Consider the following 25,965-nt stretch of genomic DNA (forward strand, 5'->3'; position numbering starts at 1 on the left):
GATGGACGACTCGGTGTGCGACGTCGTGCTCGCGCCGCTACGGGCGCAGATCCGTCCGCGCCGTCCCGGTCGAGGGGTCGTACGGGTAGGAGAGGTGCTGGTGGGTCATCAGCCAGGCCCCGTCGCGTCGCTGGAAGACCCGGGTGCCCCGGGACCAGCTCTCGATCGACGGACCAAGGTTCGGGCGTACCGAGACGTGGTTGAGGCCCCACGCGACGGCGAGGTCGCCGTCGACCACGATCGTCAGGTCGGGCACGTCCCAGGCGACTGATCCGTCACCCGACGCCGCCAGGCCCGCCGCGCAGATCTCGCGGACCGCGTTCACGCCGACGTGTCGCAGCGGCTGGTCGTGCTCGTACGAGACCACGTCGTCGGCGACGGCCTCCATCAGGGCATCGAGATCCTTGGCCGCGGTGCCGTCGAACCAGCGCCGGTGGAGCCCGCGTACCTCCGCCTCGGCGACGGCCGCGTCCGGAGCCGCCTCGGCGGCGGGATCGGCGAGCGGGAAGGAGTGGTGTTCGTGGGTGACGACCCACCGGCCCTCCCGCGTCCGCAGGCCGAACGTCACCCGCAGGCGGTTCGCCGGACGTGCGGCGAAGTCGGCCGCCGTGCCGCAGCGCACGAGCGCGTACGCGAAGGCCACGTCCTCGCCTGCGACGACGTCCAGCGACTCGACCTCGAACGACGCGCCCTGTGCCTGCCACCTGAAGAAGGGCGGCCAGATCTCCCGGTAGGCGTCCAGCCCGCGTACGCCCTCGTACGGCGGCGGCACGTCGAACATCACCAGGTCCTCGGCATGGTCGGCCAGGACGCCGGCAAGGTTCCCGTCGTGAACCGCGGCGGCCCAGCGCTCGACCAGGGCGCGGATCTGTTCTTCGTTGCTCGGCATGTCGGCTCTGCCCTTCGTGGCTGGTGAAACCCGTCAGGACTACAACCCCGACCGGACCGCGAACTCATCGCGTCCGCGCGAACTTTCCGGCAGCCGATCCGGCAGGTCGAAGGCGGGCAGGCGCGCGTCGAGGAACGAGACGACCTCGGCCACCCGGCGCCCCCGCAGCACGAGCAGGTCCAGCCCCGCCGGCAGGTAGGCGGCAGCCGAGTCGTCCCACAGGTACGTCCCGAAAGCGAGCTGCCCGTTGGCACTCGCCCGCCGGAACCGCCACCTTCGCCCCGCGGTCACCTCAGCCAGGAAACCGCGGATCTGCGCATGGCCCTCGTACCAGATGGTCAGCGGCGGCATCGAGTACCGCGCGTCCTCCGTCAGCATCGCCACGATCGTCTCGACGTCGCCGGACTCCCACGCCTCGGCGTACCGCCTGGCCACCTCCCGCTGCCCCGCGTCGCCCAGGTCGGCGAGGATCCGCTGCTGACTGTCCGGCGGCGTCAGCCCGGCGACGATCCGGCGGGCGCGCTGCATCGCGCTGTTGACCGCGGCGACGGTGGAGACCAGCATCGCGGCGGTCTCCTCGGCGGAGTACCCGAGAACGTCGCGCAGCAGCAGAACGGCACGTTGTCGCGGTGGCAGATGCTGCAACGCGGCGACGAACGCGAGTTCCACGGCCTCCCTCGCGATCACGTGGGCCTCCGGGTCCGGCTGGACGGACGGGGCCGCGAGGCGGTCCGGGTACGGTTCGAGCCAGCTCACCTCGGCCCGGGACACGCCCTGGGCGGTGAGATCGGTGGGCAGTTCACGCCGCCCGCGCGAGTGGAGGAGAGACAGCGACCGGTTGGTGGCGATCCGGTAGAGCCATGACCGGATCGAATGCCCCTCGAACCGGTCGACAGCCCGCCACGCCCGGTCCATAGTGTCCTGAACCGCGTCCTCCGCGTCGTGGAAGGAACCGAGCATCCGGTAGCAGTGCGCACGCAGCTCGTCCCGCAGCGGCGCGACCAGGCGACTGAAGGCCGCGCCGTCGCCCGCACGCGCCGCAGCCAGCAGCGTTGCCGTCAGGTCCTCGCCCGACGGACCGGCCTCCACCGATGGTTCGCCCCGGCTCACCGCCTCAATCTAGTGCCGGACACCGTCCTGCGTGCCTGGTCTCTGCCCCCGGCGGACGCCGGCGGTCGGGGCACGGTCTGTCAAGGGCTGAACCGGGTCCGGGCCGGGCGGAACGGCGCGGCGTTCCGCCCGGCCCGCCGGCTCAGCGTCCGCGCAGCTCGGCCGCGGCGGCGACCAAGTGCTGGAGGGACGCCTCGACCTCGGGATAGCCGCGCGTCTTGAGGCCGCAGTCGGGGTTCACCCACAGCCGCTCGGCCGGCACCGCGGCCACCGCCCGGCGCAGCGCGCCGACGACCTCGTCGTGGGACGGCACCCGGGGTGAGTGGATGTCCCAGACGCCGGGCCCCACACCTCGGCGGTATCCGATCGCAGCGAGGTCGTCGAGGACCTCCATCCGGGAGCGGGACGCCTCGATGCTTGTGACGTCGGCGTCGAGGGCGTCGATGGACGTGATCACCTCCCCGAACTCCGAGTAGCACAGGTGGGTGTGGATCTGGGTGTCGTCGGCGACTCCGCAGGTGGCCAGGCGGAACGCCCCGACTGCCCAGTCCAGGTACGCCTTCTGGTCCGCCCTGCGCAGTGGCAGCGTCTCACGCAGCGCCGGCTCGTCGACCTGGATGACCCGGATACCGGCTGCCTCGAGATCACGGCACTCGTCGCGCAGGGCGAGCGCGACCTGGTCCGCGGTGTCTGCCAGTGGCTGGTCGCTGCGGACGAACGACCAGGCCAGGATCGTGACCGGGCCGGTGAGCATGCCCTTGACCGGCCGGTCGGTCAGCGACTGCGCGTAGGTGGACCAGTTGACGGTCATCGGTGCCCTGCGTGCCACGTCGCCGTAGATGACGGGCGGACGCACGCATCGGGAGCCGTAGGACTGGACCCAGCCGTGTTCGGTGGCGGCGAACCCGTCGAGCTGCTCGCCGAAGTACTGGACCATGTCGTTTCGTTCCGGCTCGCCGTGCACGAGCACGTCCAGACCCAGCCGCTCCTGAAGCCGGACGACGTGCTCGACCTCGGCGCGCATTCGCCGGGTGTAGGCGGTGTCGTCGAGGCGGCCGGCTCGATGCTCGGCACGCGCGCGGCGCAGCTCGTCGGTCTGCGGGAACGATCCGATGGTCGTGGTCGGCAAGGGCGGCAGATTCAGCCGGGCCTGCTGTGCCGCCGCTCGCTCCGGGTACGCGCCGCGCCGCCGGTCCCCGGCGCGCAGTGCGGCGAGCCGGCCGCGTACGGTGTCGTCGCGCCATGCGGCGGGGGTGGGCGGCAGCGGCTCGGGCAGGGACGTGGTGCCGTTGCGCAGCGCGCGGCCGAGCCGAACGACCTCATCAACCTTCTGCCGGGCGAAGGCGAGCCGCTGAACCAACGCCGGGTCGAGGGCGGTCTCGGCGGACAGGTCCTCCGGCACGTGCAGCAGCGAGCACGAGGTGGACACGGCGACGTGGTCGGCGAGGGCGGCAACGGCGGCACCAGCCGCAACGGCGGCGCGCAGGTCGGTACGCCAGACGTTGCGGCCGTCGACGAGGCCGGCCACGATCGTCTTGCCGCGCAGCGGTCCCGCACCGGCCAGCCGCCGCAGGTTGCCGGGCCCGGCCACCAGATCCACGCCGACCGCTTCGACCGGCGTGTCGAGCAGGGCGGGCAGCGCGTCACCGAGCTCGCCGAAATAGGTGGCGACGAAGATCGCCGGCCGCTGTTCCACCGCGCCGAGCCGGGTGTACGCCTCCCGCAGCGCGTCGATCTCGGCGGTGCTCCGGTCGGCGACGTAGGCGGGCTCATCCAGCTGCACCCACCGCACGCCCGCCGCAGCGAGGGATCGCAGGATGTCGGCGTACACGTCGACCAGGTCGGTCAACCGGTCGAACGGTTCGCCGCGCGCCTCGGTGGGCTTGGCCAGCAGCAGGAATGTGGCCGGCCCGACCAGCACCGGCCGGCTGTCGATTCCCAGCTCGCGGGCCTCACGGTACTCGCGCAGCGCCTTGTCGGGATTCGCCGCGAAGGCGGTGTCGGAGCCGATCTCGGGAACCAGATAGTGGTAGTTGGTGTCGAACCACTTCGTCAGTTCGAGCGCCGGCTCGGCATCGACGCCCCGGGCCATGGCGAAGTAGGTGCCGAGATCGCCGAGGCCGAGCCGGGCGAACCGGTGCGGGATCGCGCCGACGGCGACGGCCGTGTCCAGCACGTGGTCATAGTAGGAGAACGTGTTGGACGGGATCGCGTCCAGGCGCGCGTCGCGCAGCGTCCGCCAGACCTTCGCCCGTAGCGCGGCAGAGGTCGCCGCCAACTCCTCGGCGTCGATCCGGCCCGCCCAGTAGGCCTCGACGGCCTTCTTGAGTTGCCGGTTGCCCCCGATACGCGGATAGCCCAGCACGGTGCTCTGACCGAATGCGGTACTCATGGAGATCCCTTCCCTCGAAGCACACGAGGCCGATCGGGGCAGGGAGGGAAGAGGTACAGGCGGCGTACCGGCTTCCGCACCGGCCGTCCCGAGCGACCGTCGGCGGCGCACACCGGACGGTGCACGCGGTGCGGGCAGGTCTTCGGACTCGCGGGCGCGACCGGATCCACCCGGTCACCTACTGGCCGTCGCTTCCCAGACCTCACGGTCCAGTGCTTCGATGACGGCTGTCGTTCCCACTCACCGCTGCGGGGCAGTCCCGGACTCACACCGGGTTCCCTCTTACGACGCCACACCCGTCACGGGCACGGCGAACCAGCACCGTTGTTCATCGTATGGGGCGGTGAGCCGACGTGGCCGGCGCGTCCGCCCTGCGGGACGGCAAGCCGTCGCGGCGGGTGGCGGGAGCGACTCGCGGTCGGCCCCCGCCCTCGTCGCAGGGCCGGTCAGCCCTTGCGCCACTTCTGGTTGGCCGTGCCCCCGCAGTCCCAGAGCTGGAGCCTCGCGCCGTCGCCGCCGTTCCAGTCCTTGATGTCGACGCACTTTCCGGCCTGGAGGTTGACCAGGTCTCCGGCCGCGTTCAGGGTGAACTGCTGGGCGCCGGTGCCGTTGCAGGTGTAGAGCTGCACCGCCGCCCCGTTCGCGGTGGAGCCGGCGTCGATGTCCATGCACTTGTTGTTCTGGCTCTTGAGCGCCGTGCCGCTGAACGTCCACTTCTGCGCGCTGGTGTTGTTGCAGTTCCACATCTGCAGCGGCGCGCGGTCGACGAAGTTGGAGCTCGGCACGTCGATGCACTTGTTGTTCCAGTTGCTGACCACTGGCACCCCGGTGGCCGGGGTGCCGCCGCCACCGCCGGTGAACGGGCTGAGGATCAGTCCGGCCGAACGGGGGTCGCCGTCGTGCACCAGCGACTCGAATCCGCCGACGTCGTCGAAGGCGAACGCGTACGCCCGGCCGTCGGTCATGTTGGCGTGGATCAGGCGGGCGTACTGGTTGGTGGGGTTGCTGCGGTAGAAGTCGGCGGCGTTCGTGCTGGGCTGGGTGTCGATGGTCCCGAGTGTGCCGCGGTTGAGGGCGGCGCAGAGCGTACGCGAGATCGGGCCGACCACCTGGTCGTTCGGCGCGGGCAGGTCGCCGTCGCAGCCCCAGACGCTGGCCGAGGAGGGCCGGTTGAAGGAGGCGACGACCTGGCCGCTGCCGTCTGTGAAGGTCATGGTGTTGCCCGAGGTACGGCCGTAGTACCGGATGGCCGGCTGGTCGGCGAAGGGCGCCACGGTCAGGGTCTTCGTGGTGTACGCGTTCCACGCGGACGCGATGTACGAGTCCAGGTACGTGGTGCTGAGCAGGCCGGCCCCGGCCGCCTTGCCCGGAGCCAGGACGCGCAGCACGGTCCCGTCGGAGCGGGTGTGGACGGTGCCGGCCCAGCCCGGCTGCGCCCGGATCCCGTCGATGACCGCGTTGCGTCCGTTGGCCACCACGTCGCCGGTGCGCTTGGTGACGCCGTTGGCGCCGGTCACGGTGACCGCGTGCGGGATCGCGAACATGTCGACCTGGGAGCTGTTGAGCCACAGCCCGGAGTCGTTGTAGGTGAACTCGCTCCAGTCGAACAGGATGTCGCGGTTCGCGTCACCGGCCGCCCAGGGCGCGGGCTGCACCAGTCCGTCCGGGGTGAGGAAGAACGTCAGCTTCTGCCCGAGGGAGAAGTAGGCCCGGCCGGAGAAGCCGCGGGGGAACTGGATCGTGGTGCTGCCGCCGTTGCCGGGGCCCGGTATGGAGACGTCCGGCGCGGGCGACGGCGGGATCTGCCCGCCGGTCCACGGCACGAAGGCACCGCCGGAGGTGACGTAGCCGAGCCGGCCGGAGGACAGCTGGACGCCGATGACGTAGAGGTAGACCGGGTCGCTGCGGCCGGTGGTGTTGGTGACGGTGACCGGTAGCAACGCCGGTCCGACCGCTTGGGCGGGCGTGGCGACGACGGCGCCGGTGAGCCCGGCGAGCAGGGCGGACGCGGCGGCGAGCAGCCTTCTTCGGAGACGCATGGCGACACCTCGCTGGAGACAGGGGGGACGGGAGAGCGCTCTCTCAGCAGGGTCCAATTGTTAATATTGTTTGTCAATAGGTGGTTGGCTATGGATCGGGGCCACGGTGAAGGTCACCGGTTGATTAAGATCCACTCCGGAACAGTCGACTGTGGATTGGGTGGTTCATGAGACGCATGCTTTCGGCGCTGACCGCGCTGGTGACCGTCGCGGCGGGCCTGACTGTCGGCGCCCCCGCCGCCCAAGCGGCCGGCTCCTGCTCGGGGACCATCACCTACAGCCAGGTGCAGTCGTCCGGGCTCGGTGAGCTGGTGATCTACTACAACAGCAGCAACGGCGGCACCAACAGCGCCTGCTTCTACCACCGCGGCGCGGCGTACGGGAAGTCGGCGCCCACCTTCGTGCAGATCTACCGCTGCGCGGAGCGGTCGGGCGAGGGCGCGCACTGCACCCGGTCGGGCGGCGCGGACACCAATTCCGGTGACTTCAGCTATTACGCCGGCCCGGTCGCCGTCACCGGCACGGCGAACTACTGCGTCGAGGCGGTCGGCTACATCGGATGGGCCGGTCAGCGCCACCAGATCTACAGCCGCCGCCAGGGCTGCTGAACCCGCTCCCCTCCCCCCGGCCGGGGCCGGGGGGAGGGGCACGATGAGCGCCGGTTCCCCGGCCGGGCCGGGTCAGACGGCCAGCGCCCGGCGGCACCGGGCGAGTTCCGCTCGCAGATCCCGCCGTAGGGCCCGGTCCAGGCCGGGCTGGGCGAGCGCCTGGGCGAAGTCGCGGGCCGCCTCGTCCCACCGGCCCAGCCGGGCCAGGGCCGTACCCCGGTTGTAGCGCGGCACGGGAGCCTCCGACAGCGCCACCGCCCGGTCCAGGTCGTCGAGCGCGGCGGCCACGTCGCCGCGCTCGAACCGGGCGGCGGCCCGGTTCGTCCACGCCTCCACCAGCTCGGGGTCCCCGCTCAGTGCCCGAGTGAGCAGTTCGTCGGCCTCGGCGGCCCGGCCACGCTCGGCGAGTACCAGGCCCAGGGTGCACAGCAGCGCGGGCTCCTGCGGAGCGCCGGCCAGCCCGGCCCGCGCGCTCGCCTCGGCGGCGTCCAGCGCGCCGCGCTCCACGTGCAGGTTGACCAGGGCGATCCGGGCGTCGAGGTGCCCCGGTTCGATGGCGAGCACCCGCACCAGGTCGGCGCGCGCCCGCTCGGGGCGGCCCCGCTCCTGCTGGAGCGCGGCCCGGTTGTAGTACGCCTCGGGCAGGTGCGGTCCCAGCCGGATGGCGGCGTCGTAGTCCCTGATCGCGGCTCGGGTCCGGCCCGCTGCCCGGTAAAGGGCGGCGCGGTCCACGTAGTACTCGCAGTTGCCGGGGTCCTGAGCGATCACGGTGTCCAGGTCGGCCAGCGCCCGCGCCGGGTCGCCCAGCGCGAGGTACACCTGCGCCCGGTTGTGGCGCAGCCGGGCCAGGTCCTGCGGGCGTTCACCGGGACCGAGCGCGGCCGTCAGCCGGGCCAGCCCGTCGTCCACGAGCCGCAGCGCCCGGTCGGGCCGGCCTGCCCGGCTGTCCAGCAGTGCCAGGCCCTGCTCGTAGAAGACCGTCGACAACAGCCGCTGGCGTGGATCGGCCAGCTCGGCGGCGAGGTACAGCGCCCGCTCCAGCCACTGCCGGGCCAGCGCCGGGTCCTGGTCGGCCGCCGGCAGGTGCCGGGCGTGCAGCATGGCGGTGGCGTACGCCGCCGACATCGTGATCTTCGGATCGTCGGTGGCGGCCCGCGCCTCGTCGTAGAGATCGAGCGCCTCGGCGGCCCGGTTCAGGGCCGCCAGGGCGGTGGCCAGGCCGGTGGTGAACGCCCACCAGTGCCGCAGGTCGCCGTCGGGGGTGACCGCCGCCCGCCCGCGCCGGGCGACCCGGGCCGCGTGGTGGTAGTAGCCGCTGGCCAGGCTGTCGCCCAGGGCCCGCCGCAACGCCTGCGGGGTGCGCTCGTCGGGCGCCGGGCCGGGGGCACCGTCGTCGCGCAGGTCGAGGCGCAGCGGGGAAGGCCCGAGCCGGCGGGCCAGCGCGCCCAGCAGTTCGGCTGTCGTCTCGTCGGCGCCGGCGACGTGATCGAACCGGACGGTCACGGGCCGCCGGCGTGTGCCGGCCCAGGCTGCCACGAGTTCCGCCGCACCGTAGGCCAGGCAGGCGGTACGACGAGCCGGGTGGAAGCGGATCGGCTCCTCCTCGCCGGCCGGCCGGGCCGCCGGATCGAGCCGGGGAACGATCGCGTGCAGTTCGACCGCGTGCCGGGCCGCCAGGCGGGGCCGGTCGGCGGCGACGCGACTGAGGAAGGCCGAGACTCCGGCGTACGGTCCGTGGTCGCGGTGGCAGTCGTAGCGCTCCGCGCCGTCCGTCACCGCAGGGCCCGGCGCCGCAGGGGCGGGCGCCCGGAAGCGCCCGCCGGGCCGGCAGTTACCAGCACCACTCGATCCACAGCCGGCGTGCGCCGGACACCAGACGGAGTGCAGTCGTGCGACGGATGGTCATCGTCCTCATAGGAACCTCCGATGTGATGCACCTCAGGGCTGGCCCAGAGCGTAATGCCGGTCGATGGGAATAAGAAGGGTTCTCGCGATTCGCGGCCGGCGGAGCCTGCGCAGGCGTACGACGGTCAGCGCGACAGCATCCGGCGGACCCGGCTGCCCACCGCCTGCTTGACCTGGTCGCGCAGTGGCTGCGCGCGGCGTGCCTTGAGCTTCTGCTGCAACGTCTGGTTCTCGTCCCGCAGCCACTGCATGCGCGCCAGCAGTTCCTCGGCGGTGTAGGCGGAGGCCGGCCGGACCGCCGGCGGGTAGACGGTTCGGCGGACCTGCTCGTCGAAGCGGACCGCGCTGTCCCCGTCGGCGAACGAGAGGCCGAGGTCGTGCTTGGCGAGGAACGCGCTGATCCGCGCGAACCGCTCCTTGTGGCCCTCGTTCAGTGCCGAGTAGTCGGCTTCCTCGTAGAGCTGGGCGGCGTCGACGTCGGCCGGCACGTCGCGCATCAACCGGTGCGGGATGTCGAAGTAGCGGGCCAGTTCCAGGGTGCGCGAGTCGTGTGCGAGGAGATAGCCGGGAGTGCCGGAGATCAGCGCCGTGATGGTGCCGTGGATCCTGGTGCCGAAGGCGAAGTCGAATCCGGCGAGATACTCCATCCAGGGCCACGGGTCCATGAACATCCGCACCTTGTCCTCGACGAAGAGCGGATGTGAGGTGTGGATCGGCATGTCGTCGGTCTTGCCGCGCAAGTTCGGTGCGTCGCCGTAGAGCAGGGTGCCCAGGGCGTACAGGCCCTGCGCGATGTAGCGCAGGTTCGGGTAGCGCTGGTGGTGGTGCCGGACGAGCGGGGCCAACGCGCGGACGTAGGGCGAGATGACGAACGCGAGCCGGTCCTCGGTCCTCAGGGCCGCCTTCGCCTTCTCGACCCGGAGGCTGTCGCCGTGCAGGAACATCGACGGGCAGCCGATCTGCTCGACGGCGGAGAAGCCCAGCTTCCGCAGGTAGTTCTCGCTGATCTCGCCGCGTACGCCGATGCTGTGCGACCGGTCCAGCACCGCCCGGCAGAACGCCTTCACCGGCTCGTCGATCGGGCGCAGGGACTCCAGGCCGCCGTCCACGTCGGTCTGCGCCCCGACCCCGAGCACCACCACCGGGATCTTGAGTCGCTCGATCAGCCGGGCCATCGACATCAGCCGGTTCGCGTAGTCGTGGCGGAACGCGTTCGCCAGCGGGATCACGAAGACGTCGTACTTCTCGTTGATCTCGTCGGCATCGCGCGGGTCCGCCCGGAACCGCGACGGGGTGATCTCCGCCGTCGAGGTGGCCAGCAGCTTGTGCGCGGCGTGGCTGAAGACCAGGTTGCCGCTGTTCTTGCCGATCCAGTCCCGCTCGTAGGTCTCCTCGGCGGTGACGACGTCGAACGGGCCCTTGCGGGCTCGCAGCAGTATCCGCTGGTGCATCCGGGGTGTCCACCCTTCGTCCCGGACGCCGCGGCGCCCGGCGAGGCCGAGGCGGCGCGATCGGCCGGGCGCGGCCCCGTTCCGTGCAGGAACAGAGATCCTACGCCTTGACACAGAGAGGTGCCGTCAGCCCCACACTCCCCGGGTCGGGTCAGGCGGCGTGAACCGCTGTGGTGTCCGCTGCGGGCCGGCCGTAGCGGCGACGCAGCCGGGCCTCGGCGCGGGGGTTGCGATTGGCGAGGTTCAGGTCGCCGCCGTAGTGCGCCAGAACCCGTGGGTTCATCACCCGATACCACAGCGGCGGGACGAGAGCGAGCAACACCATCGAGGCGTAGCCTCCGGGCAGTCGCGGCGAGACGTCGAAGCTGCGCAGCGTCTGGTAGCGGCGCAGCGGGTTGGCGTGGTGGTCGCTGTGGCGTTGCAGCTGGAAGAGGAACACGTTGGTGACGACGCGGTCACTGTTCCAGCTGTGCCGTGGGTCGACCTTCTCGAAGCGGCCGGTGGCGGTGCGCCGGCGGCACAATCCGTAGTGCTCGAGATAGTTGACCGCTTCCAGCAGCGAGAAGCCGACGATCGCCTGCAGGAACAGGAAGGGCACGAGCCGCCACCCGAACACCGCGATCAGCAGGGCGAAGAGTACGACGGTCATGAGCCCGGCGTTGAGCAGGTGGTTACGCAGCGTCCACGGGCTCTTGTGGCGCAGCCGGAAGCGGCCGGTCTCCAGCCGCCACGCCGAGATGAGGCTGCCGCAGACCGTACGTGGCCAGAACGAGTAGAAGCTCTCCCCCAGCCTGGCGCTGGCCGGGTCCTCCGGTGTGGCGACACGGACATGGTGTCCGCGGTTGTGCTCGACGTAGAAGTGGCCGTACCCGGTGGGCGCGAGTGCGATCTTCGACAACCACCGCTCGACCGTCTCGCGCTTGTGGCCGAGCTCGTGTGCGGTGTTGATGGCCAATCCGTTGACGATCCCGATGGTGGCGACCAGGCCGGCGGCGCCGGCGGCACCGAGACCGCCACGCGTCCAGACCCATGCGCCGAGCAGCAGTGCGGCGTACTGCACCGGTAGGAACAGGAACGTGATCCAGCGGTAGTAACGGACCTCCTGCAACCGCCGGGCGATGTCGTCGGGCGGGTTCTCTCCGTCGTCACCGAGCAGCACGTCGATGATCGGGATGAGTCCGAAGACCACCGCCGGGGTGAGCCACCAGGCAGCGGGGCCCGCGCCGGCCCGCGACAACGCGTACGCCAGAAACGGCAGCACCGGCACGAGGAGAGCCAGTGGCCACAGGTGCTTCTTGCCGTCACGCCAACCGGCGGCGACTGCTGGAGCATCGGTCGAGGTCTGCATGTCCCGCCTCCGGAGTGTCGAGCGCTGCGTCGACTGTCACACGGATAACCACGCTTGACAATATCTGCCGCTGCGTCAATTCGGTGGACACAGAAGGTGTGTGTGTCCAGTCGATAGACTCGGCGCACCATGGCCGCCCCTCCGCCTTATCGCCACACCGCCCGCCGGCACCTGCGTGACGCGGTCATCACGGCCGGTCGCGACCTGGCGATCGACAGCGGCTGGGACGCGGTACGAATGGCCGACGTGGCAGCCCGCGTGGGCGTGAGCAGGCAGACGCTCTACAACGAGTTCACCAACAAGGCCGGACTGGGCGAAGCCATCGCCCAGCGCGAGATCGACCGGTTCATGGACGGTGTGCGGGAGGCGTTGTCCGCCCACGGCAGCGACGTGCGAGCTGCCGTCCATGCCGCGGTCACGTTCGTGTTGACGCAGGCCGGGACCGATCCGCTGGTCAAAGCCGTCCTCAACAGCGCCCGAGGCACCGACGCCCTGCTCCCCTACCTGACCACCCGCGCCGACCTGGCCCTGGCCGCCGCCGTCACGGTGCTGAGGGAGTGGGCGGACACGCACCTGCCCCGGGTGCCGCCCGATGACGTCACCGTCGGTGCCGAATCCCTCGCGCGACTGGTCGTCAGCCACATCGTGCTGCCGACCGCGCCCGTCGACCACACCGCCGACACCCTCGCCGACCTGGCGCAGCGCTTCCTGGACCCGCCGCGCGCGTGAACGAGCGCCACAGCTACCCCCGCGCCTCGCACGGTCTCGGTCCGTTGCCCGCCGATCCGGCGTGGTCAGAGGCCGGCGGCGGCGTCGTACCGGCGCCGCAGGTCGGCCATCTCCGATGGAGGAAGCGCTTCCCTGAGTGCCAGTTCCTCGTACTTGTCGGGGAACATCTCCCGTAGCCGGTCGACGAACCTGACGTCGGCGGCCGCCTCGACCACCTGAATGCCGGGAGGTCGGGTGGTCATGTCCATGATCACCGGACCGACGAGTTTGACCGCTCCGTCCCAGTGGCGCTTCTGTTCGGCGACGCCGCAGAGGTGGAAGCCGTAGACCGTCGCGACGTCGGCCAGTGTGGCGGCCCCGGCGGGCTCGTAACCGTAGACATGGACTCCGCAGACGATCGCCGGCGCGCCCTGCTCTCCGGCCGGTACCTGGGCAGCGGTGTGCCCGGCGTGTTGATGCTGCGCCGGGTCCGCCTGCTCGAGGGTCGTACGCATCCGGGTCAGGATCTCTTGGTGGAGAACCGCCCGGTCCGTCTTCGGGGTGGTCGCGGTGACCACGGCGGCCACACCGATCGACGCGGCCAGCAGGCACACCTCGATCCACACGACGTGGCTCCGGTACCAGCCGCCGACGCCTACCCGGGAAATCATGATCGTTCTTCACCTCGTCGCGGTTCCTGATGGTGGCGGAGCGCGCCGACGGTGGGGTGGCGCGTGCCGCGCCACCCCACCGCAGATGCTGTTACCGGGCGGTGCAGGTGAGGGTGGGTGTGGAGTTGGTGCCGTTCCAGGAGGCGTTGAAGCCGAAGCTGGTGCTGGCGTTGGCGCTCAGGGAACCGTTGTAGGCGACGTTCGACGCGGAGACCGACGAACCGCTCGACGTGACCGTCGCGTTCCAGGAGTTGGTGATGCTCTGGCCGTTGGGCCAGGTCCACGCCACAGTCCACCCGGAGATGGCGGCGTTGCCGGCCCGGACGGTGACCTCGGCGCCGAATCCACCGGACCACTCGTTCGTCTTGCGGAAGGTGGCGGTGCAGGCACCGTTTCCGGCCGGCGGCGGCGTGGTGGGCGGCGGAGTCGTCGGCGGCGGGGTGGTGGGCGGCGGCGTGGTGGGCGGCGGGGTCGTCGGCGGCGGGTTGCCGCCGCCGCCGAAGATCACGTCACTGCAGAGGTAGTACGGCTGGTCGAGGTGGGACGCCTGCCAGATGGTGTAGACGACGTGCCGCCCGGTGCGGTTGCCCGCGTTCACCTGCGCCTCGTAGAGCCCGGTGGTCGGGTAGCTGCCGGTGCGGAGTACCAGTTCGAGGCTGTTCCAGGTGAGGGGCTGGGTGGTCGGGTCGAAGCCCTGCTTGGTGATGTAGATCAGCATGTAGTCGGCACCGTGCTTGGCACCGTCGGTCAGCGTCAGCGTGAAGTTGTTCGGCATCGGCTTCGCGGTCCACGCGCCGACCGCGTCGAGCGAGGCGTACAGGCCGTTCTGGGTGCGGCCGCCGCTGCACAGCTGCCCGTCCGGCACGGCGGCCTGGTGGTTGCCGCCGACATTCTCGCGGTACAGGCCGTTCCAGTTCCACATGGTGTTCGGGTTGGCCTGCCACGCCTGCCAGCACATCGGGTCGGTCTGGGCCATCGTGGGGTTGAGGTGGTCGGAACCCCAGCGCTCGTAACATCCGTAGTTGCGTGACGGCGGGTTGGTGACCGATCCGTGCGCCGAGGCCGGACCGGCCTGGTTGACCACGACCATCGTGAACGAGGCGACGAGAACTGCGACCCCGGCCAGTCCCAGACGGCGTGCTGTCCGTGAGATTTTCATGATGCTCCAGTGGATGCGCCGACGCCCAGTGACCCTCGCTGGGTGCCCACCCCGGAGAAGATGACGCCGATCGGTTCAAGCCGCCCACCAGGTGGACGGCACTGCTGCCCAGCAGCGCTTGGCGACTCCCAGCCACGATGGTAGTGAAGACGGCTGTCAATGTAAATCGATACCGACGTATCGGGTCAGACCGCGAGGGCCGCGCGTACCTCCCGCTCCGCCGTCACTCCCCCGTCGCCGTGCGAGGTGACCCGGCCGGATTCGAGGACGTGGTAGCGGTTCGCCACCCGCAGCGCGAACCCGAGGTGCTGCTCGACGAGCAGCACGCTGAAGCCGGACTGCCGGGTCAGCTCGACGATCCGCTCCTGGATCTCGGCGACCACCGACGGCTGGATGCCCTCGGTCGGTTCGTCGAGCATGAGCAGTCGTGGCCGGGTGATCAACGCGCGGGCGATGGCGAGTTGCTGACGCTGGCCACCGGAGAGCAGCCCGGCCCGCCGCCGCAGCAGCGGACGCAGCGCCGGGAACAGGTCCAGCGCCTCCGCCGTCGCCACCGCGCCGTCGCGCCGGGCGTCGGCGACGAGGCGCAGGTTCTCCGCCGCCGTCAGGTGCGGGAAGCACTGCTGGCCCTGCGGGACGTACGCCATGCCGCGCGCCACCCGCTCGTGCGGCGCGAGCCGGGTGACGTCCTCGCCGTCCAGCTCGACGGTGCCGGCACTCGGGCGCAGCAGGCCCGCCGCGACCCGCAGCAGGGTACTCTTGCCGGCGCCGTTGTGCCCGAGCACCGCGGCCACCCCGTCGGGCGGGACGGCGAGGTCCACGCCGTGCAGCACCCGGGAACGCCCGTATCCGGCGTGCACCCCGCGCAGAGTCAGCATCATGCCTCCAGAGGGCTGGGGACCGGCCCGGCGTCGACCGGGTGGCCGAGGTAGACCTCCTGCACGCGCGGGTCCGCCTGGACCTGCGCCACGGTGCCCTCGCTGAGCACCTTCCCCGCGTGCAGCACGGTGACGCTGCGCGCGAAGCGACGCAGGAAGTCCATGTCGTGCTCGATCACCACCACCGTGCGGTCCCGGCTCACCGTCTCCAGCAGGGCGCCAGTGGCGTCGCGCTCCTCGTGACTCATCCCGGCGACCGGCTCGTCGAGCAGCAGCAGCCGCGCGTCCTGCACAAGCAGCATGCCGATCTCCAACCACTGCTTCTGGCCGTGCGCGAGGGTGCCGGCGAGCTGGTCGGCCCGGCCGGTGAGCCCGACGGTCTCCAGCGCGGCGGCCACCTCGTCGGGGATCCCCCGCCGGCGCCGGGCCAGGGTGGCCCAGCTCCGGCGTGCGCCCGCGGCGATGTCGAGGTTCTGCACGACCGACAGCTCCTCGAAGACCGTCGACGTCTGGAACGTCCGGCCGATACCGAGCCGGCTGATCCGGTGCACCGGGCGGCCCAGCAGCTCCTGGTCGCCGAAGCACACCGAGCCGGTGGCCCGCACGAGACCGGTGATCGCGTCGACCACTGTGGTCTTGCCGGCGCCGTTCGGCCCGATCAGGAATCGGATGTCACCGGCGGGCACCTCCAGCGAGACGCCGTCGACGGCGGTGAAGCCGTCGAAGCTGACCCGCACGTCACGGACGGACAGCCCGTCCAGTCGGTCGTCGCTCACGGTGTCTCCACCTCCGCCCGCTTCGCGGGGCGGCGGGCCAGCGCCCACAGCGACGCCAGGCCGCCGGGAAGGAACGCCACCACCACCACGAACAGCAGACCCTGCAGGTACGTCCAGGTGCCCGGGAAACGTTCGGAGAGGGCGGTACGCGCCCAGGCGACCGCCACCGCGCCGAGCACCGGCCCGAGCAGCGTGGCCCGGCCGCCCACCGCCACACCGATGACGAACTCGATCGACGGGACGATGCCGATGAGGGCGGGCGAGATGATGCCCACCGCCGGCACGAACAGCGCGCCGGCGAGGCCCGCCATGCCCGCCGCCACCACGTAGGCGACGAGCTTGACCGACGCCGGGTCGTAGCCGAGGAAACGGACCCGCTCCTCGCTGTCCCGCACCGCCACCAGCAGTTCCCCGTAGCGGCTGTGGACGATCTGGCGGGCCAGCGCGAGCAGCGCGAGCAGGACGCCGGCGATGATGAAGTAGACCATCCGCTGGTTGACCGGGTCGTCCAGGTCGTAGCCGAAGAAGCCCTGGATGTCGGTGAGCCCGTTGGTGCCGCCGGTGGTCCCCTGCTGGCCGATCAACAGGATCACCATGGCGGCGGCGAGCGCCTGGCTGAGGATGGCGAAGTACGCGCCCCGCACCCGGCGGCGGAACACCAGTGAGCCGAGCCCGAAGGCGACGGCCATCGGCAGCAGCACCGTGGCCGGCAGCGCGAACCACGGGCTGGCGAACGGCCGCCACCAGACCGGCAGTTCGTCGAGCTGCCCGTACAGCTGCATGAAGTCGGGCATCCCACCGGGACCCGCGTCGGCGAGCTTGAGATGCATGGCCATCGCGTAGCCGCCCAGGCCGAAGAAGACGCCCTGGCCGAGGGTGAGCATGCCGCCGCGTCCCCAGGCGATGCCGATGCCGACGGCCACCATGGCGACGCACAGGTATTTGGCGAGCAGGGACAGCCGGAAGTCCGACAACGCCAGCGGCGCGACGGCGAACAGCAGCGCCGCGCCGAACGCGAACCCCGCCGCCGCGCGCAGCCGGGACCGGCCACCGGGCCGGCTCGCCGGCGCGACGTCGGCCGGGGCCGGTGCGCCGGCGGTGCTCGTCGGCGCGGGTGTCACGGCGGTCATGCGAGGCTCCTGGTCCGCAGGGTGAACAGGCCCTGTGGCCGCCACTGGAGGAACGCGACGATCGCCACGAAGACGATCACCTTGGCGACGCTGAGGGTGGTGAGGTACTCCCCGGTGGCCTGGAGGACCCCGAGGGCGAAGGCGACGATCACGCTGCCCTTGAGCTGGCCGATCCCGCCGACCACGACGACCAGGAAGGCGTCGATGATCAGGTTGGTGCCCATGGTCGGGCCGATCGGGCCGAGCAGGGTGAGCGCCACCCCGGCGAGCCCGGCCAGGCCCGAGCCGAGGAAGAAGGTCGTCCGGTCGACCCGGGCGGTGGGGATGCCGGACACCGCGGCGAGGTCGCGGTTCTGCACGACCGCGCGGATCCGGCGTCCCAACGGGGTGAGCCGCAGCGCCAGGGTGAGGGCGGCGACGGCGGCCAGGGCCAGGGCCAGGATGAACAGCCGGTTGTTGGCGACTGTCAGCCCGCCGGGCAGGGCCACGTTGCCGGTGAGCAGCTCCGGCGCGCGGGTCTGCACGTTCGGACTGCCGAAGACGTCCCGGGCGAGCTGCTGCAGCATCAGGGACACGCCCCAGGTGACCAGCAGGGTGTCCAGGGGACGGGCGTAGAGCCGGCGGATCAGCAGGACCTCCAGCAGCACCCCCATCGTGCCGGCGACCACGAACGCGACAGGCAGCGCGACCAGCAGCGACAGACCGGCGCCGGTGATGCTCTGTTGCAGCACGTACGTGGTGTAGGCGCCGGCCATGATGAACTCGCCGTGCGCCATGTTGATGACGTTCATCTGGCCGAAGGTCAGCGCCAGCCCGAGCGCGATGAGCAGCAGCACCGCGCCGATGCTGATGCCGGTGAAGAGTTGACCGAAGAGGACTGTCACGGTGGGTACTCCCGTACTGCTGGTCGGTGGCCCCGGGCGGGCCGCGTCGTCGCGGTGCCCGCCCGGGTCCGGCGTCGTCAGCTCAGGCCGCTCGCCCACGGATAGGTCTTGAGGTACGGATCCGGCGCGATCGGCTTGCCGGAGTTCCACACCTCGGTGATCAGGCCGTCCGCGCCGACCTTGCCGATGCGGGCGGTCTTGGCGATGTGCTGGGTCTTGCCGTCGACGGTGACCAGGCCCTCCGGCGCGTCGAAGGTGATTCCGTCGGAGGCGCCGCGGACCTTCTCGACGTCGAACGCGCCGGCCTTCTCGACCATCGCCTTCCACAGGTAGACGCTGACGTAGGCGGCCTCCATCGGGTCGCTCGTCGGCTTGTCCGCGCCGTACTTCGCCTTGTACGCGGCCACGAACTTGCCGTTCGCCGTGCCGGGCGTGGTCTGGTAGTAGTTCCAGGCGGTCAGCTGGCCCTCCAGGTACTGGGTGCCGATGCTCTTGACCTCCTCCTCGGCGATGGACACCGACACCACCGGCATCGCGGCGGCGGTCAGCCCGGCCGACTTGTACTCCTTGAAGAACGCCACGTTGCTGTCGCCGTTGAGGGTGTTGAAGACCGCCTTCGCGCCGGACGATTTGACCTTGTTGACGATCGTGCCGAATTCGGTGGACCCGAGCGGCGCGTAGTCCTCGCCGACCACAGTCATGCCGTTCGCCGCCGCGTACGCCTTGATGATTTTGTTGGCCGTCCGTGGGAAGACGTAGTCGCTGCCGACCAGGTAGACCGATTTCGTTCCCTGAGCCTTGAGGTAGTCGAGCCCGGGGACGATCTGCTGGTTGGTCGTCGCGCCCGTGTAGAAGATGTAGGGCGACTGTTCCAGACCCTCGTACTGCACCGGGTAGAACAGCAGCGCCTTGTTCTTCTCGAACACCGGCTTGACCGCCTTGCGGCTGGCCGACGTCCAGCACCCGAAAACGGCCGCGACCCGGTCCTCGGAGATGAGCTTCTCGGCTTTCTCCGCGAAGGTGGGCCAGTCCGAGGCGCCGTCCTCCCCGACCGGCTGGATCTTCTTGCCGAGGACGCCGCCAGCCGCGTTGATCTCCTCGACGGCGAGCATGATGGAGTCGCGGACGGTGACCTCGCTGATCGCCATGGTGCCGGAGAGCGAGTTGAGCAGGCCCACCTTGACGGTGTCGCCGGAGACGTCGGCGGTGACGCCGGCCGCGCCGCCCTCGTCGCTGGTCTTGCTGCCGCACGCGGTCATGGCCGCCGCGGCGACGAGGGTCATGGCACCCGCCAGGATGCGGCGGCTCCGAAGAAGTGACATCTAATCTCCCTGCGGTGCACTCAAGAAGCGAAAGGACGGGCGGTGCGGTCCGGTGGAGTCGGCGATGCGGGGTCGACGGGTGGACGTCGCCTGTGGTCATCGCGTCGGTCATGGGCACGCAAAGCGTCGACCGGCATGATTGCGTTAACGTTTCCCAGCCCTTAATTGACTGTTTCCCACGCAGCGGAGAGAGAGCACGCCACGACGACTGAAACCGTCGGATGCAAGACGGTTTCAGCCGTGGTCAGTGCGGTGAAGAATTGCCACCACGAGGTCGGCGGACGCATTTCGCCGACGGTGGACAGAAGATCGCGGTATCCATCCTCCGGGACAGATACTTCACACAGGAAGTATCTTAGGGCCGGGCCGGGTGGACGTGTCAAGGGTCCGCATCGGACGGTCAGATCTGGGCGAGCACGGTGAAGTCCAGGCCGTCGGCCTCGGCGAGGTAGATCCGCTGGCGCACGTGCCGCCGGCGCAGCTGCAGCCGGCCGCGCGGCCCGTGGTACGCCACCGTGTCGGCAGCCGTCTCGATCGCCCGTACGTCGAGGGTGCGGGCCTGCCCGATCAGGGCGGCGAGCAGCATCACGCCCTCGTAGCAGGACTCCCCCAGGCTGCCCAGCGGCGGCGCCTCCACCCCGAACCGGTGGGCGAGCTCGCCGTGGAAGTCGAGGTTCTCCTGCGTCACGAGGCCGGCGAAGAAGCCCGCCGCGCTGTAGAGCCGTCGCGTCGCACCCGCCCCGCTGGCCAGCAGCATGTTCTCGTCCATCAGGGTGCTCAGCCGCAGGCAGCGCTGGTCCATCGCGGCACGCGCGAACGCCCGGTTGAACCGCACCGCGTCCGCGCCGACGAGCAGCATCACCACGGCATCGGCCTCGCTGCGCTCGATCCGGCGCAACACGTCGTCGAAGTCGTGCGTCTCCAACGGCAGGAACGCCTGGCCCACCACGCGGCCACCGCCGCGCAACGCGTACCGCTGAGCCGCCCGCGCGGTGCGCCGGGGCCACACGTAGTCGTTGCCGACCACGAACCAGCGGCGCACGCCCTGCTCCCCCGCGAGCAGCCGCATCGCCGGCCACAGCTGGGCGTCCGGCGTCTCGCTGGTCAGATAGACCCCCTCGGTACGCTCACCGCCCTCGTACAGGGCGGTGTAGACGTACGGCACGCGGTGCGCGACCCGGGGCGCGAGCGCCTGCCGCACCGAGGAGATGTGCCAGCCGGTCACGCCCTGCACGGCACCCACCGACACCAGCGCCTCCACCTGGGCGGCCACCTCGGCCGGCGGGGCGCCACCGTCGACCGGCACCAGCCGCACCTCGCGGCCCAGCACCCCGCCACCGGCGTTGATCTCCTCGACCGCGAGCTGGGCACAGAGTTCGCAGGCCGGGCCGAACATTCCCGCCGGCCCGCGCATCGGGTACACCAGCGCGATGCTTACCACGGTCCGATCGACTGTGAGCCACGGCGGTGCCGGCGCGGACATGAGCCCATGATTGCCCGGCCGACGTGGGAAAACCACAGCTCTCCACGGAGCGGGACGAGTCGCTACCATGACAGGGCCACCGGCCCAGGGAGTTCCATGTCAGACGTGCCCGGGGCGCCAGCCGATCTGCTGCGCTCGCTCACCCGCGCCGAACGGCTGCTCTCCCGCCGGTTGGCCGCCGTGCTGGCCGACGACGACCTGACCACCGAGGCGTGGCGGGTGCTCTGCCTGCTCGCCGACGGTCAGGGCCATCCGATGAGCGAGGTGTCCGCCGAGGCGTCGCTGCCGCCCGGGACCCTCACCAAGCTGGTCGACCAGCTCGTCGACCGTAACCTGGTGTTCCGGCGGATCGACCCGCTGGACCGCAGACGTATCCGGGCCTACCTGACCACCCGGGGCCGCCGCGAGCACGCCCGCCTCGACGAGCGGGTCCGGACCTGCCTCGCCGAGGCGGGCGTACCGGCCGGCACCGCCCTGCTCGACCATCTCGCCGACCTGATCGCCCGCCTCGACCCGGCGGGTCGCCGCGACAACGCCGAGGCGGCCGGCCTTCGCCTCCCTACACCTCGGTGAGCAGCGGCTCGCCTTCGAGGTGGGCGCGCAGCGTGTGCGCGTCGGCAGCGGTGGCGGTCCACAGTGTCGCCGGGCCACCCGCCAGGGGCAGCCGGGCGACTGTGCCCTCGACCGTCGCGGTCTCGTGGAGAAGCGACGGGTCCACCACCAGCAGCGACCCGGTGGCCGGTGCGCCGCCGAGCACCGCGGGGCCGGCCCAGCCGGGCGCACCCGGTCCCACGGCCAGCGACTGGCGCAGCAGCGGCCGGCCGTCGTAGTCGACCCGGGTGTGGACGACGGCGCCGCCCGGCGCCTCGCCGTACCGGCCGCAGATCACCTCGTCGCGCCAGGTCAGCCTCGCCCCGGCGGCCAGCTCCACCCGGGACTCGGCGAGATGCGCGCAGCCGGCCGCCGCGACCAGTTGCTCGGGCAGCCAGTGCAGTGCGCCGCCGTCGTGCACCACGGCGCGGACCGCCATCCGCGACACGACGCCGGGCCGGCCGGGCAGTGCGACCGAGGCGGCGACGGTGTGTATCCGCACCGCCGCCCCCGGTCCCACGTCGATGTCCAGCCGCAGGTCGTCGCCGGCGAGCGGGCCGGCCGCCCCGCCGACGACGTACACGGTCACGGCACGACCGGTGCCGGGGGTCTGTCGCAGCAGCAGCGGCGTCTCACCGCGCAGCTCGGCGAGTACCGTGCCGCCCCGGCCGTCGGCCCGGGCCGCCAGCCGGGCGTACGCGCGCATCAGGCCGGGCCGCCCCGCGCGGCGACCGGATGCACTGCCGCGTGGTGGGCCAGTTCGTGGCGGATCCAGTCGGCGACCGGCCCCGCCGCCGTGTCGCCGACGATCGACAGGAAAACGGTCGGCAGGTCGCCGCGCCGGGCCCGCGCGTCCCGGTCCATGACGGAAAGGTCCGCGCCCACCATCGGGGCCAGGTCGGTCTTGTTGATCACGAGCAGGTCGGCGGACGTCACACCGGGTCCGCCCTTGCGCGGCACCTTGTCCCCGCCGGCCACGTCGACCACGAATATCTGCCGGTCCACCAGGCCCCGGCTGAAGGTGGCGGTCAGGTTGTCCCCGCCGCTCTCGACAAGCACCAGGTCCAGCGGGCCGACCGCCTCGGCCAACTCGTCCACGGCGTCGAGGTTGGCCCCGATGTCGTCCCGGATGGCGGTGTGCGGGCAGCAACCGGTCTCCACGGCGCGGATCCGGGCCGGGTCCAGCACGCCGGCCCGCTTGAGGAAGTCGGCGTCCTCGGTCGTGTAGATGTCGTTTGTGACCACGCCGAGTCGCAGCTCCCCGGCGAACGCCCGGCACAGGGCCGCCACCAGGGCGGTCTTGCCGGACCCGACCGGTCCGCCGATGCCGACGCGCAGCGCCCGGCCGGGGAGTGTCAGCGGCGGATGCGGGTCCACGCCCGGTTCGGGGTGGGTGTGCGGAACAGTCTCGTCGTGCGGGGCGGGATTCCGGTCGGCCTCGGACGCAAGGGTGTCAGGACGCAAAGAGACGCACCTCCCAGGTGGCATGAGCTTCGGCATGGATGTCGGCGAGGGGCGCGGCCGCCGCGGGCAGCCACTCGGGTGGGTCGTCGGCGGCCCGGGCCGCCGCGGCGGCCGTGCCGTCGCACCGGCCGGCGAGACCCACAAGCAGGGCCTGGACCCGGTACGGGTCGAGGCCGAGCAGGCGAACGGCCGCACTGGCCGCACCGGTCACCGTCCCGTGGGCGGCGACCGTGGCGGTCTCGGCGCGGTTCAGACCGGCGGTGGCGCACAGCAGCCCGAGCACAAGCGGCTGGTGTGCCCCGCCAGGTGTGGCGGGCAGGTCGTCGAAGGGCGCCTCCGGCCAGATGGCCCGGCCCGCGCGCAGCAGAGCACGTCCCTGGCGACGGGACACCGTGCGCAGCGCCGGCGCCGCCGTCCGGGCGTCCAGCTCCGCGTCGAGCGACGCCAGCGTGGACCCGCGTACGGCGGGACCGGCCGAGGTCACCGCCCGGTGCGCCGCCGCCGCGAACGCCGCACCGACCAGCCCGGCGGTGGCCAGCCGGCCGGCCAGGAACGCCTCCAACGAGGCCAGGCCGGTGACCCGGCCGGCGGCGACGGCGGCCTCCAGGCCGCCGGAGTGGGCGTGCGCGCCGGCCGGGAAACGACCGTCGGCCAGCAGCAGGAGCAGGCTCGACGTGGCCATCAGAACAGGAAGTACCGCTGGGCCATCGGCAGGCGTGGCACCGGGTCCGGCTCCACCACCTGACCGTCGATCCGCACGGTGAAGGTGTCCGGGTCCACCTCGATCCGGGGCATCGCGTCGTTCTCCGGCAGGTCGGCCTTGCCCCGCGAGCGCACGTCCGCGACGGGCACCACCCTTCGCCGTACGTCCAGGCGCAGCCCGGCGTCGAGGGCGGCGGGCGCGACGAACGCCAGGCTGGTCGCAGACGCCGCGGCGCCGTACGCCCCGAACATCGGTCGCGGCAGCATCGGCTGCGGCGTCGGGATGGACGCGTTGGCGTCACCCATCTGGGCGTACGCGATCATGCCGCCCTTGAGCACCAGGTGCGGTCGTACGCCGAAGAACGCCGGATCCCACAGCACCAGGTCGGCCAGCTTGCCCGGCTCGACCGAGCCGATCTCCCGGTCCAGCCCGTTCGCCATCGCCGCGCAGATGGTGTACTTCGCCACGTACCGGCGGGCCCGGTGGTTGTCGGCCGCGCCGTCGCCGGGCAGCGCGCCGACCCGCTCCTTCATGACGTGGGCGCTCTGCCAGGTTCGCAGGATCACCTCGCCCACCCGGCCCATCGCCTGCGAGTCGGAGCCGATGATGGAGATCGCGCCGAGGTCGTGCAGCAGGTCCTCGGCGGCCATGGTGGACGGCCGGATACGGCTCTCGGCGAAGGCCAGGTCCTCCGGCACGGACGGGTTGAGATGGTGGCAGACCATCAGCATGTCCAGGTGCTCGGCGAGGGTGTTGGCGGTGTACGGCCGGGTCGGGTTGGTCGACGACGGCAGCACGTTGGGCTCGCCGGCCACCGTGATGATGTCCGGCGCGTGCCCGCCTCCCGCACCCTCGGTGTGGTACGAGTGGATGGCCCGGCCGGCGATAGCCTGCAGCGTGTCGGCCACGAAACCGGCCTCGTTGAGGGTGTCGGTGTGAATGGACACCTGCACCCCGGAGGCGTCCGCCACCCGCAGGCAGGCGTCGATCGCCGCCGGTGTGGTGCCCCAGTCCTCGTGCAGCTTGAAACCGCCCGCGCCGGCGCGCAACTGCTCCCACAGCGCCTCCGGCGAGACGGTGTTGCCCTTGCCGAGCAGCAGCACGTTGACCGGCAGCGTGTCCAGCGCCTCGTGCATGCGGGCCAGGTACCAGGCGTTCGGGGTGACAGTCGTGGCCCGGGTGCCCTCGGCGGGGCCGGTGCCGCCGCCGACGAGTGTGGTGATGCCGCTTGCGAGCGCCTCGGTGACGATCTCCGGGCAGATGAAGTGCACGTGGGTGTCGACGGCGCCGGCCGTGAGGATCCGGCCGTTCCCGGCGATGACCTCGGTAGCCGGGCCGATGACCAGCTGAGGGTGGACGCCGGGCATGGTGTCCGGATTGCCGGCCCGGCCCAGCGCGACGATCCGCCCGTCGCGCAGACCCACGTCGGCCTTGACCACGCCCCAGTGGTCGAGCACCACCGCGCCGGTGACGACGGTGTCGAGGGCGCCCTCGGCGCGGGTCGCCCGCGACTGGCCCATCGACTCGCGAATCACCTTCCCGCCGCCGAAGACCGCCTCGTCGCCGCCCACGCAGTGGTCGGTCTCCACCTCGATCAGCAGGCTCGTGTCGGCCAGCCGGATGCGGTCGCCGGTGGTCGGCCCGTACAGGTCGATGTAGCGGTCCCGCCGCACGGCGCTCACCGCGCCGGCCCGCCTGTTGTCGGCGCATTTGTTCCCGGCGCGGCTGTTCCCGGCGCGGCTGTTTCCGGCGCTGGCGGTGACGCCCCGTCCAGCGGTCCGGCGCACTCGCCGCGGAGGCCTGGTACGACGCGGGCGCCGCCGAGCGGGACCAGCTCGACGACGCGGCTCACGCCCGGCTCGAACCGGACCGAGGTACCCGCCGGAACGGCGAGACGCCGGCCCCAGGCGACGGCCCGGTCGAACGCCAGCGCCGGGTTGGCCTCGGCGAAGTGGTAGTGCGAGCCGACCTGCACCGGACGGTCGGCGGTGTTTACCACGACCACTGTGGTCACCGGCCGGCCCACGTTGATCTCGACCGGTCCGGCCGCCGGCAGGATCTCCCCGGGGATCACGGGATCGGGTGGTGCACCGTCACGAGCTTGGTACCGTCCGGGAACGTCGCCTCCACCTGCACCTCCCTCAGCATCTCGGGGATGCCGTCCTGGACGTCCTCGCGGCCGAGCACCGTCCGGCCGGCGGACATCAGGTCGACCACCGACCGTCCGTCGCGGGCCCCTTCGAGCAGGAAGGCGACGATGATCGCGACGGCTTCGGGATAGTTGAGTCGCAGGCCGCGCTCGCGGCGGCGGCGAGCGACGTCGGCCGCGACGTGGACGAGCAGGCGGTCCTGCTCGTGCGGGCTGAGGAACACGGGATTCTCCGGTGGGGATCGGCGTGGCCCGCTCGCCGTCGGCTCCGCGCGAAGCCGCGCCGGGCAGCACCACCCGGAGTA

At 71.6% G+C, this 25,965-nt stretch carries 24 protein-coding genes and 1 riboswitch; of the genes, 3 read left to right on the forward strand and 21 right to left on the reverse strand.

What is annotated here, in order from left to right:
• Positions 1–37: 37 nt before the first annotated feature.
• From O7611_RS17520 to O7611_RS17535, 4 genes are all read right to left on the reverse strand, one after another.
• Positions 38–889: a nuclear transport factor 2 family protein gene (locus O7611_RS17520; RefSeq protein WP_269697243.1), complete on the reverse strand. Its 852-nt coding sequence runs from the start codon at positions 887–889 to the stop codon at positions 38–40.
• 39 nt (positions 890–928) lie between these two features.
• Positions 929–1,951, reverse strand: a complete 1,023-nt coding sequence (locus O7611_RS17525; RefSeq protein ID WP_370585015.1) for a sigma-70 family RNA polymerase sigma factor — start codon at positions 1,949–1,951, stop codon at positions 929–931.
• Between the two features lie 190 nt (positions 1,952–2,141).
• Positions 2,142–4,391, reverse strand: coding sequence for a 5-methyltetrahydropteroyltriglutamate--homocysteine S-methyltransferase (gene metE, locus O7611_RS17530; RefSeq protein ID WP_269697244.1), 2,250 nt, complete (start codon positions 4,389–4,391; stop codon positions 2,142–2,144).
• Positions 4,392–4,507: 116 nt separating this feature from the next.
• Positions 4,508–4,726: riboswitch (cobalamin riboswitch) on the reverse strand.
• A 111-nt stretch (positions 4,727–4,837) separates the two neighbouring features.
• Complete coding sequence (locus tag O7611_RS17535; RefSeq protein WP_194802741.1) at positions 4,838–6,430, reverse strand: beta-1,3-glucanase family protein; 1,593 nt, start codon at positions 6,428–6,430, stop codon at positions 4,838–4,840.
• Between the two features lie 167 nt (positions 6,431–6,597).
• Between O7611_RS17535 and O7611_RS17540 the strand changes: the two genes are divergently transcribed.
• Positions 6,598–7,038 (forward strand): hypothetical protein, encoded by a 441-nt coding sequence (locus O7611_RS17540; protein WP_194802740.1) that lies wholly within the window; start codon positions 6,598–6,600, stop codon positions 7,036–7,038.
• 72 nt (positions 7,039–7,110) lie between these two features.
• Here O7611_RS17540 and O7611_RS17545 read toward each other — a convergent pair whose 3' ends face one another.
• From O7611_RS17545 to O7611_RS17555, 3 genes are all read right to left on the reverse strand, one after another.
• Complete coding sequence (locus tag O7611_RS17545) at positions 7,111–8,814, reverse strand: tetratricopeptide repeat protein (protein ID WP_269697245.1); 1,704 nt, start codon at positions 8,812–8,814, stop codon at positions 7,111–7,113.
• 254 nt (positions 8,815–9,068) lie between these two features.
• Positions 9,069–10,394 carry a polysaccharide pyruvyl transferase family protein gene (locus tag O7611_RS17550; RefSeq protein ID WP_194802738.1) on the reverse strand — a complete coding sequence of 442 codons (1,326 nt, stop codon included), beginning with the start codon at positions 10,392–10,394 and terminating at the stop codon, positions 9,069–9,071.
• A gap of 151 nt (positions 10,395–10,545) precedes the next feature.
• Entirely contained in the window at positions 10,546–11,742 is a 1,197-nt protein-coding gene (locus tag O7611_RS17555; RefSeq protein WP_269697246.1) for an alkane 1-monooxygenase, read from the reverse strand.
• Positions 11,743–11,871: 129 nt separating this feature from the next.
• On the opposite strand from O7611_RS17555, the gene O7611_RS17560 reads away from it, so the two are divergent.
• Positions 11,872–12,471, forward strand: coding sequence for a TetR/AcrR family transcriptional regulator (locus O7611_RS17560; RefSeq protein WP_269697247.1), 600 nt, complete (start codon positions 11,872–11,874; stop codon positions 12,469–12,471).
• Between the two features lie 65 nt (positions 12,472–12,536).
• Here O7611_RS17560 and O7611_RS17565 read toward each other — a convergent pair whose 3' ends face one another.
• The 8 genes from O7611_RS17565 to O7611_RS17600 all read right to left on the reverse strand — a co-directional run bounded on the left by O7611_RS17565 (position 12,537) and on the right by O7611_RS17600 (position 20,753).
• Positions 12,537–13,121: a hypothetical protein gene (locus tag O7611_RS17565; RefSeq protein WP_269697248.1), complete on the reverse strand. Its 585-nt coding sequence runs from the start codon at positions 13,119–13,121 to the stop codon at positions 12,537–12,539.
• A gap of 91 nt (positions 13,122–13,212) precedes the next feature.
• Positions 13,213–14,280 (reverse strand): lytic polysaccharide monooxygenase auxiliary activity family 9 protein, encoded by a 1,068-nt coding sequence (locus tag O7611_RS17570; RefSeq protein WP_194802734.1) that lies wholly within the window; start codon positions 14,278–14,280, stop codon positions 13,213–13,215.
• Between the two features lie 185 nt (positions 14,281–14,465).
• A complete protein-coding gene (gene urtE / locus O7611_RS17575) occupies positions 14,466–15,158 on the reverse strand; it encodes an urea ABC transporter ATP-binding subunit UrtE (RefSeq protein WP_064446439.1) in 693 nt (230 codons plus the stop codon).
• Positions 15,158–15,934, reverse strand: a complete 777-nt coding sequence (gene urtD / locus O7611_RS17580) for an urea ABC transporter ATP-binding protein UrtD (RefSeq protein ID WP_269697249.1) — start codon at positions 15,932–15,934, stop codon at positions 15,158–15,160. Before urtD ends, urtE begins: the two co-directional genes overlap by 1 nt.
• Positions 15,931–17,064, reverse strand: coding sequence for an urea ABC transporter permease subunit UrtC (urtC, locus tag O7611_RS17585; protein WP_269697250.1), 1,134 nt, complete (start codon positions 17,062–17,064; stop codon positions 15,931–15,933). The genes urtD and urtC overlap by 4 nt, the downstream gene beginning before the upstream one ends.
• Positions 17,061–17,948 (reverse strand): urea ABC transporter permease subunit UrtB, encoded by an 888-nt coding sequence (gene urtB, locus O7611_RS17590; RefSeq protein WP_194802731.1) that lies wholly within the window; start codon positions 17,946–17,948, stop codon positions 17,061–17,063. The genes urtC and urtB overlap by 4 nt, the downstream gene beginning before the upstream one ends.
• Before the next feature lie 77 nt (positions 17,949–18,025).
• Positions 18,026–19,270 (reverse strand): urea ABC transporter substrate-binding protein, encoded by a 1,245-nt coding sequence (gene urtA / locus O7611_RS17595; RefSeq protein ID WP_194802730.1) that lies wholly within the window; start codon positions 19,268–19,270, stop codon positions 18,026–18,028.
• 400 nt (positions 19,271–19,670) lie between these two features.
• Entirely contained in the window at positions 19,671–20,753 is a 1,083-nt protein-coding gene (locus O7611_RS17600; protein WP_269697251.1) for a substrate-binding domain-containing protein, read from the reverse strand.
• Positions 20,754–20,849: 96 nt separating this feature from the next.
• Here O7611_RS17600 and O7611_RS17605 point away from each other — a divergent pair, with 96 nt between their 5' ends.
• Positions 20,850–21,326, forward strand: coding sequence for a MarR family winged helix-turn-helix transcriptional regulator (locus O7611_RS17605; protein WP_194802728.1), 477 nt, complete (start codon positions 20,850–20,852; stop codon positions 21,324–21,326).
• Here O7611_RS17605 and O7611_RS17610 read toward each other — a convergent pair.
• The 6 genes from O7611_RS17610 to O7611_RS17635 are packed head-to-tail and all read right to left on the reverse strand — an operon-like array spanning position 21,313 to position 25,884.
• Complete coding sequence (locus tag O7611_RS17610) at positions 21,313–22,050, reverse strand: urease accessory protein UreD (protein WP_269697252.1); 738 nt, start codon at positions 22,048–22,050, stop codon at positions 21,313–21,315. The two genes, O7611_RS17605 and O7611_RS17610, sit on opposite strands and share 14 nt — an antisense overlap.
• On the reverse strand, positions 22,050–22,808 hold the full coding sequence (ureG, locus tag O7611_RS17615; protein ID WP_332367422.1) for an urease accessory protein UreG: 759 nt from the start codon (positions 22,806–22,808) through the stop codon (positions 22,050–22,052). Before ureG ends, O7611_RS17610 begins: the two co-directional genes overlap by 1 nt.
• Positions 22,798–23,490 (reverse strand): urease accessory protein UreF, encoded by a 693-nt coding sequence (locus tag O7611_RS17620; protein WP_269697253.1) that lies wholly within the window; start codon positions 23,488–23,490, stop codon positions 22,798–22,800. The genes ureG and O7611_RS17620 overlap by 11 nt, the downstream gene beginning before the upstream one ends.
• Positions 23,490–25,193, reverse strand: a complete 1,704-nt coding sequence (locus O7611_RS17625; protein ID WP_194802724.1) for an urease subunit alpha — start codon at positions 25,191–25,193, stop codon at positions 23,490–23,492. The genes O7611_RS17620 and O7611_RS17625 overlap by 1 nt, the downstream gene beginning before the upstream one ends.
• On the reverse strand, positions 25,190–25,585 hold the full coding sequence (locus O7611_RS17630) for an urease subunit beta (protein WP_194802723.1): 396 nt from the start codon (positions 25,583–25,585) through the stop codon (positions 25,190–25,192). The genes O7611_RS17625 and O7611_RS17630 overlap by 4 nt, the downstream gene beginning before the upstream one ends.
• Positions 25,582–25,884, reverse strand: a complete 303-nt coding sequence (locus tag O7611_RS17635) for an urease subunit gamma (protein ID WP_073827834.1) — start codon at positions 25,882–25,884, stop codon at positions 25,582–25,584. The genes O7611_RS17630 and O7611_RS17635 overlap by 4 nt, the downstream gene beginning before the upstream one ends.
• Positions 25,885–25,965 lie beyond the last annotated feature (81 nt).

It is taken from the genome of Micromonospora sp. WMMC273 (genome assembly GCF_027460285.1).
GTDB lineage: Bacteria > Actinomycetota > Actinomycetes > Mycobacteriales > Micromonosporaceae > Micromonospora > Micromonospora aurantiaca.

Excerpts from the sequence above, each read along its gene's own strand:
- O7611_RS17520 (WP_269697243.1), bottom strand. The coding sequence starts at position 889 with ATGCCGAGCAACGAAGAACAGATCCGCGCCCTGGTCGAGCGCTGGGCC.
- metE (WP_269697244.1), bottom strand. The coding sequence starts at position 4,391 with ATGAGTACCGCATTCGGTCAGAGCACCGTGCTGGGCTATCCGCGTATC.
- O7611_RS17535 (WP_194802741.1), bottom strand. The coding sequence starts at position 6,430 with ATGCGTCTCCGAAGAAGGCTGCTCGCCGCCGCGTCCGCCCTGCTCGCC.
- O7611_RS17540 (WP_194802740.1), top strand. The coding sequence starts at position 6,598 with ATGAGACGCATGCTTTCGGCGCTGACCGCGCTGGTGACCGTCGCGGCG.
- O7611_RS17550 (WP_194802738.1), bottom strand. The coding sequence starts at position 10,394 with ATGCACCAGCGGATACTGCTGCGAGCCCGCAAGGGCCCGTTCGACGTC.
- O7611_RS17555 (WP_269697246.1), bottom strand. The coding sequence starts at position 11,742 with ATGCAGACCTCGACCGATGCTCCAGCAGTCGCCGCCGGTTGGCGTGAC.
- O7611_RS17560 (WP_269697247.1), top strand. The coding sequence starts at position 11,872 with ATGGCCGCCCCTCCGCCTTATCGCCACACCGCCCGCCGGCACCTGCGT.
- O7611_RS17565 (WP_269697248.1), bottom strand. The coding sequence starts at position 13,121 with ATGATTTCCCGGGTAGGCGTCGGCGGCTGGTACCGGAGCCACGTCGTG.
- O7611_RS17570 (WP_194802734.1), bottom strand. The coding sequence starts at position 14,280 with ATGAAAATCTCACGGACAGCACGCCGTCTGGGACTGGCCGGGGTCGCA.
- urtE (WP_064446439.1), bottom strand. The coding sequence starts at position 15,158 with ATGCTGACTCTGCGCGGGGTGCACGCCGGATACGGGCGTTCCCGGGTG.
- urtC (WP_269697250.1), bottom strand. The coding sequence starts at position 17,064 with ATGACCGCCGTGACACCCGCGCCGACGAGCACCGCCGGCGCACCGGCC.
- urtA (WP_194802730.1), bottom strand. The coding sequence starts at position 19,270 with ATGTCACTTCTTCGGAGCCGCCGCATCCTGGCGGGTGCCATGACCCTC.
- O7611_RS17600 (WP_269697251.1), bottom strand. The coding sequence starts at position 20,753 with ATGTCCGCGCCGGCACCGCCGTGGCTCACAGTCGATCGGACCGTGGTA.
- O7611_RS17605 (WP_194802728.1), top strand. The coding sequence starts at position 20,850 with ATGTCAGACGTGCCCGGGGCGCCAGCCGATCTGCTGCGCTCGCTCACC.
- O7611_RS17610 (WP_269697252.1), bottom strand. The coding sequence starts at position 22,050 with ATGCGCGCGTACGCCCGGCTGGCGGCCCGGGCCGACGGCCGGGGCGGC.
- O7611_RS17620 (WP_269697253.1), bottom strand. The coding sequence starts at position 23,490 with ATGGCCACGTCGAGCCTGCTCCTGCTGCTGGCCGACGGTCGTTTCCCG.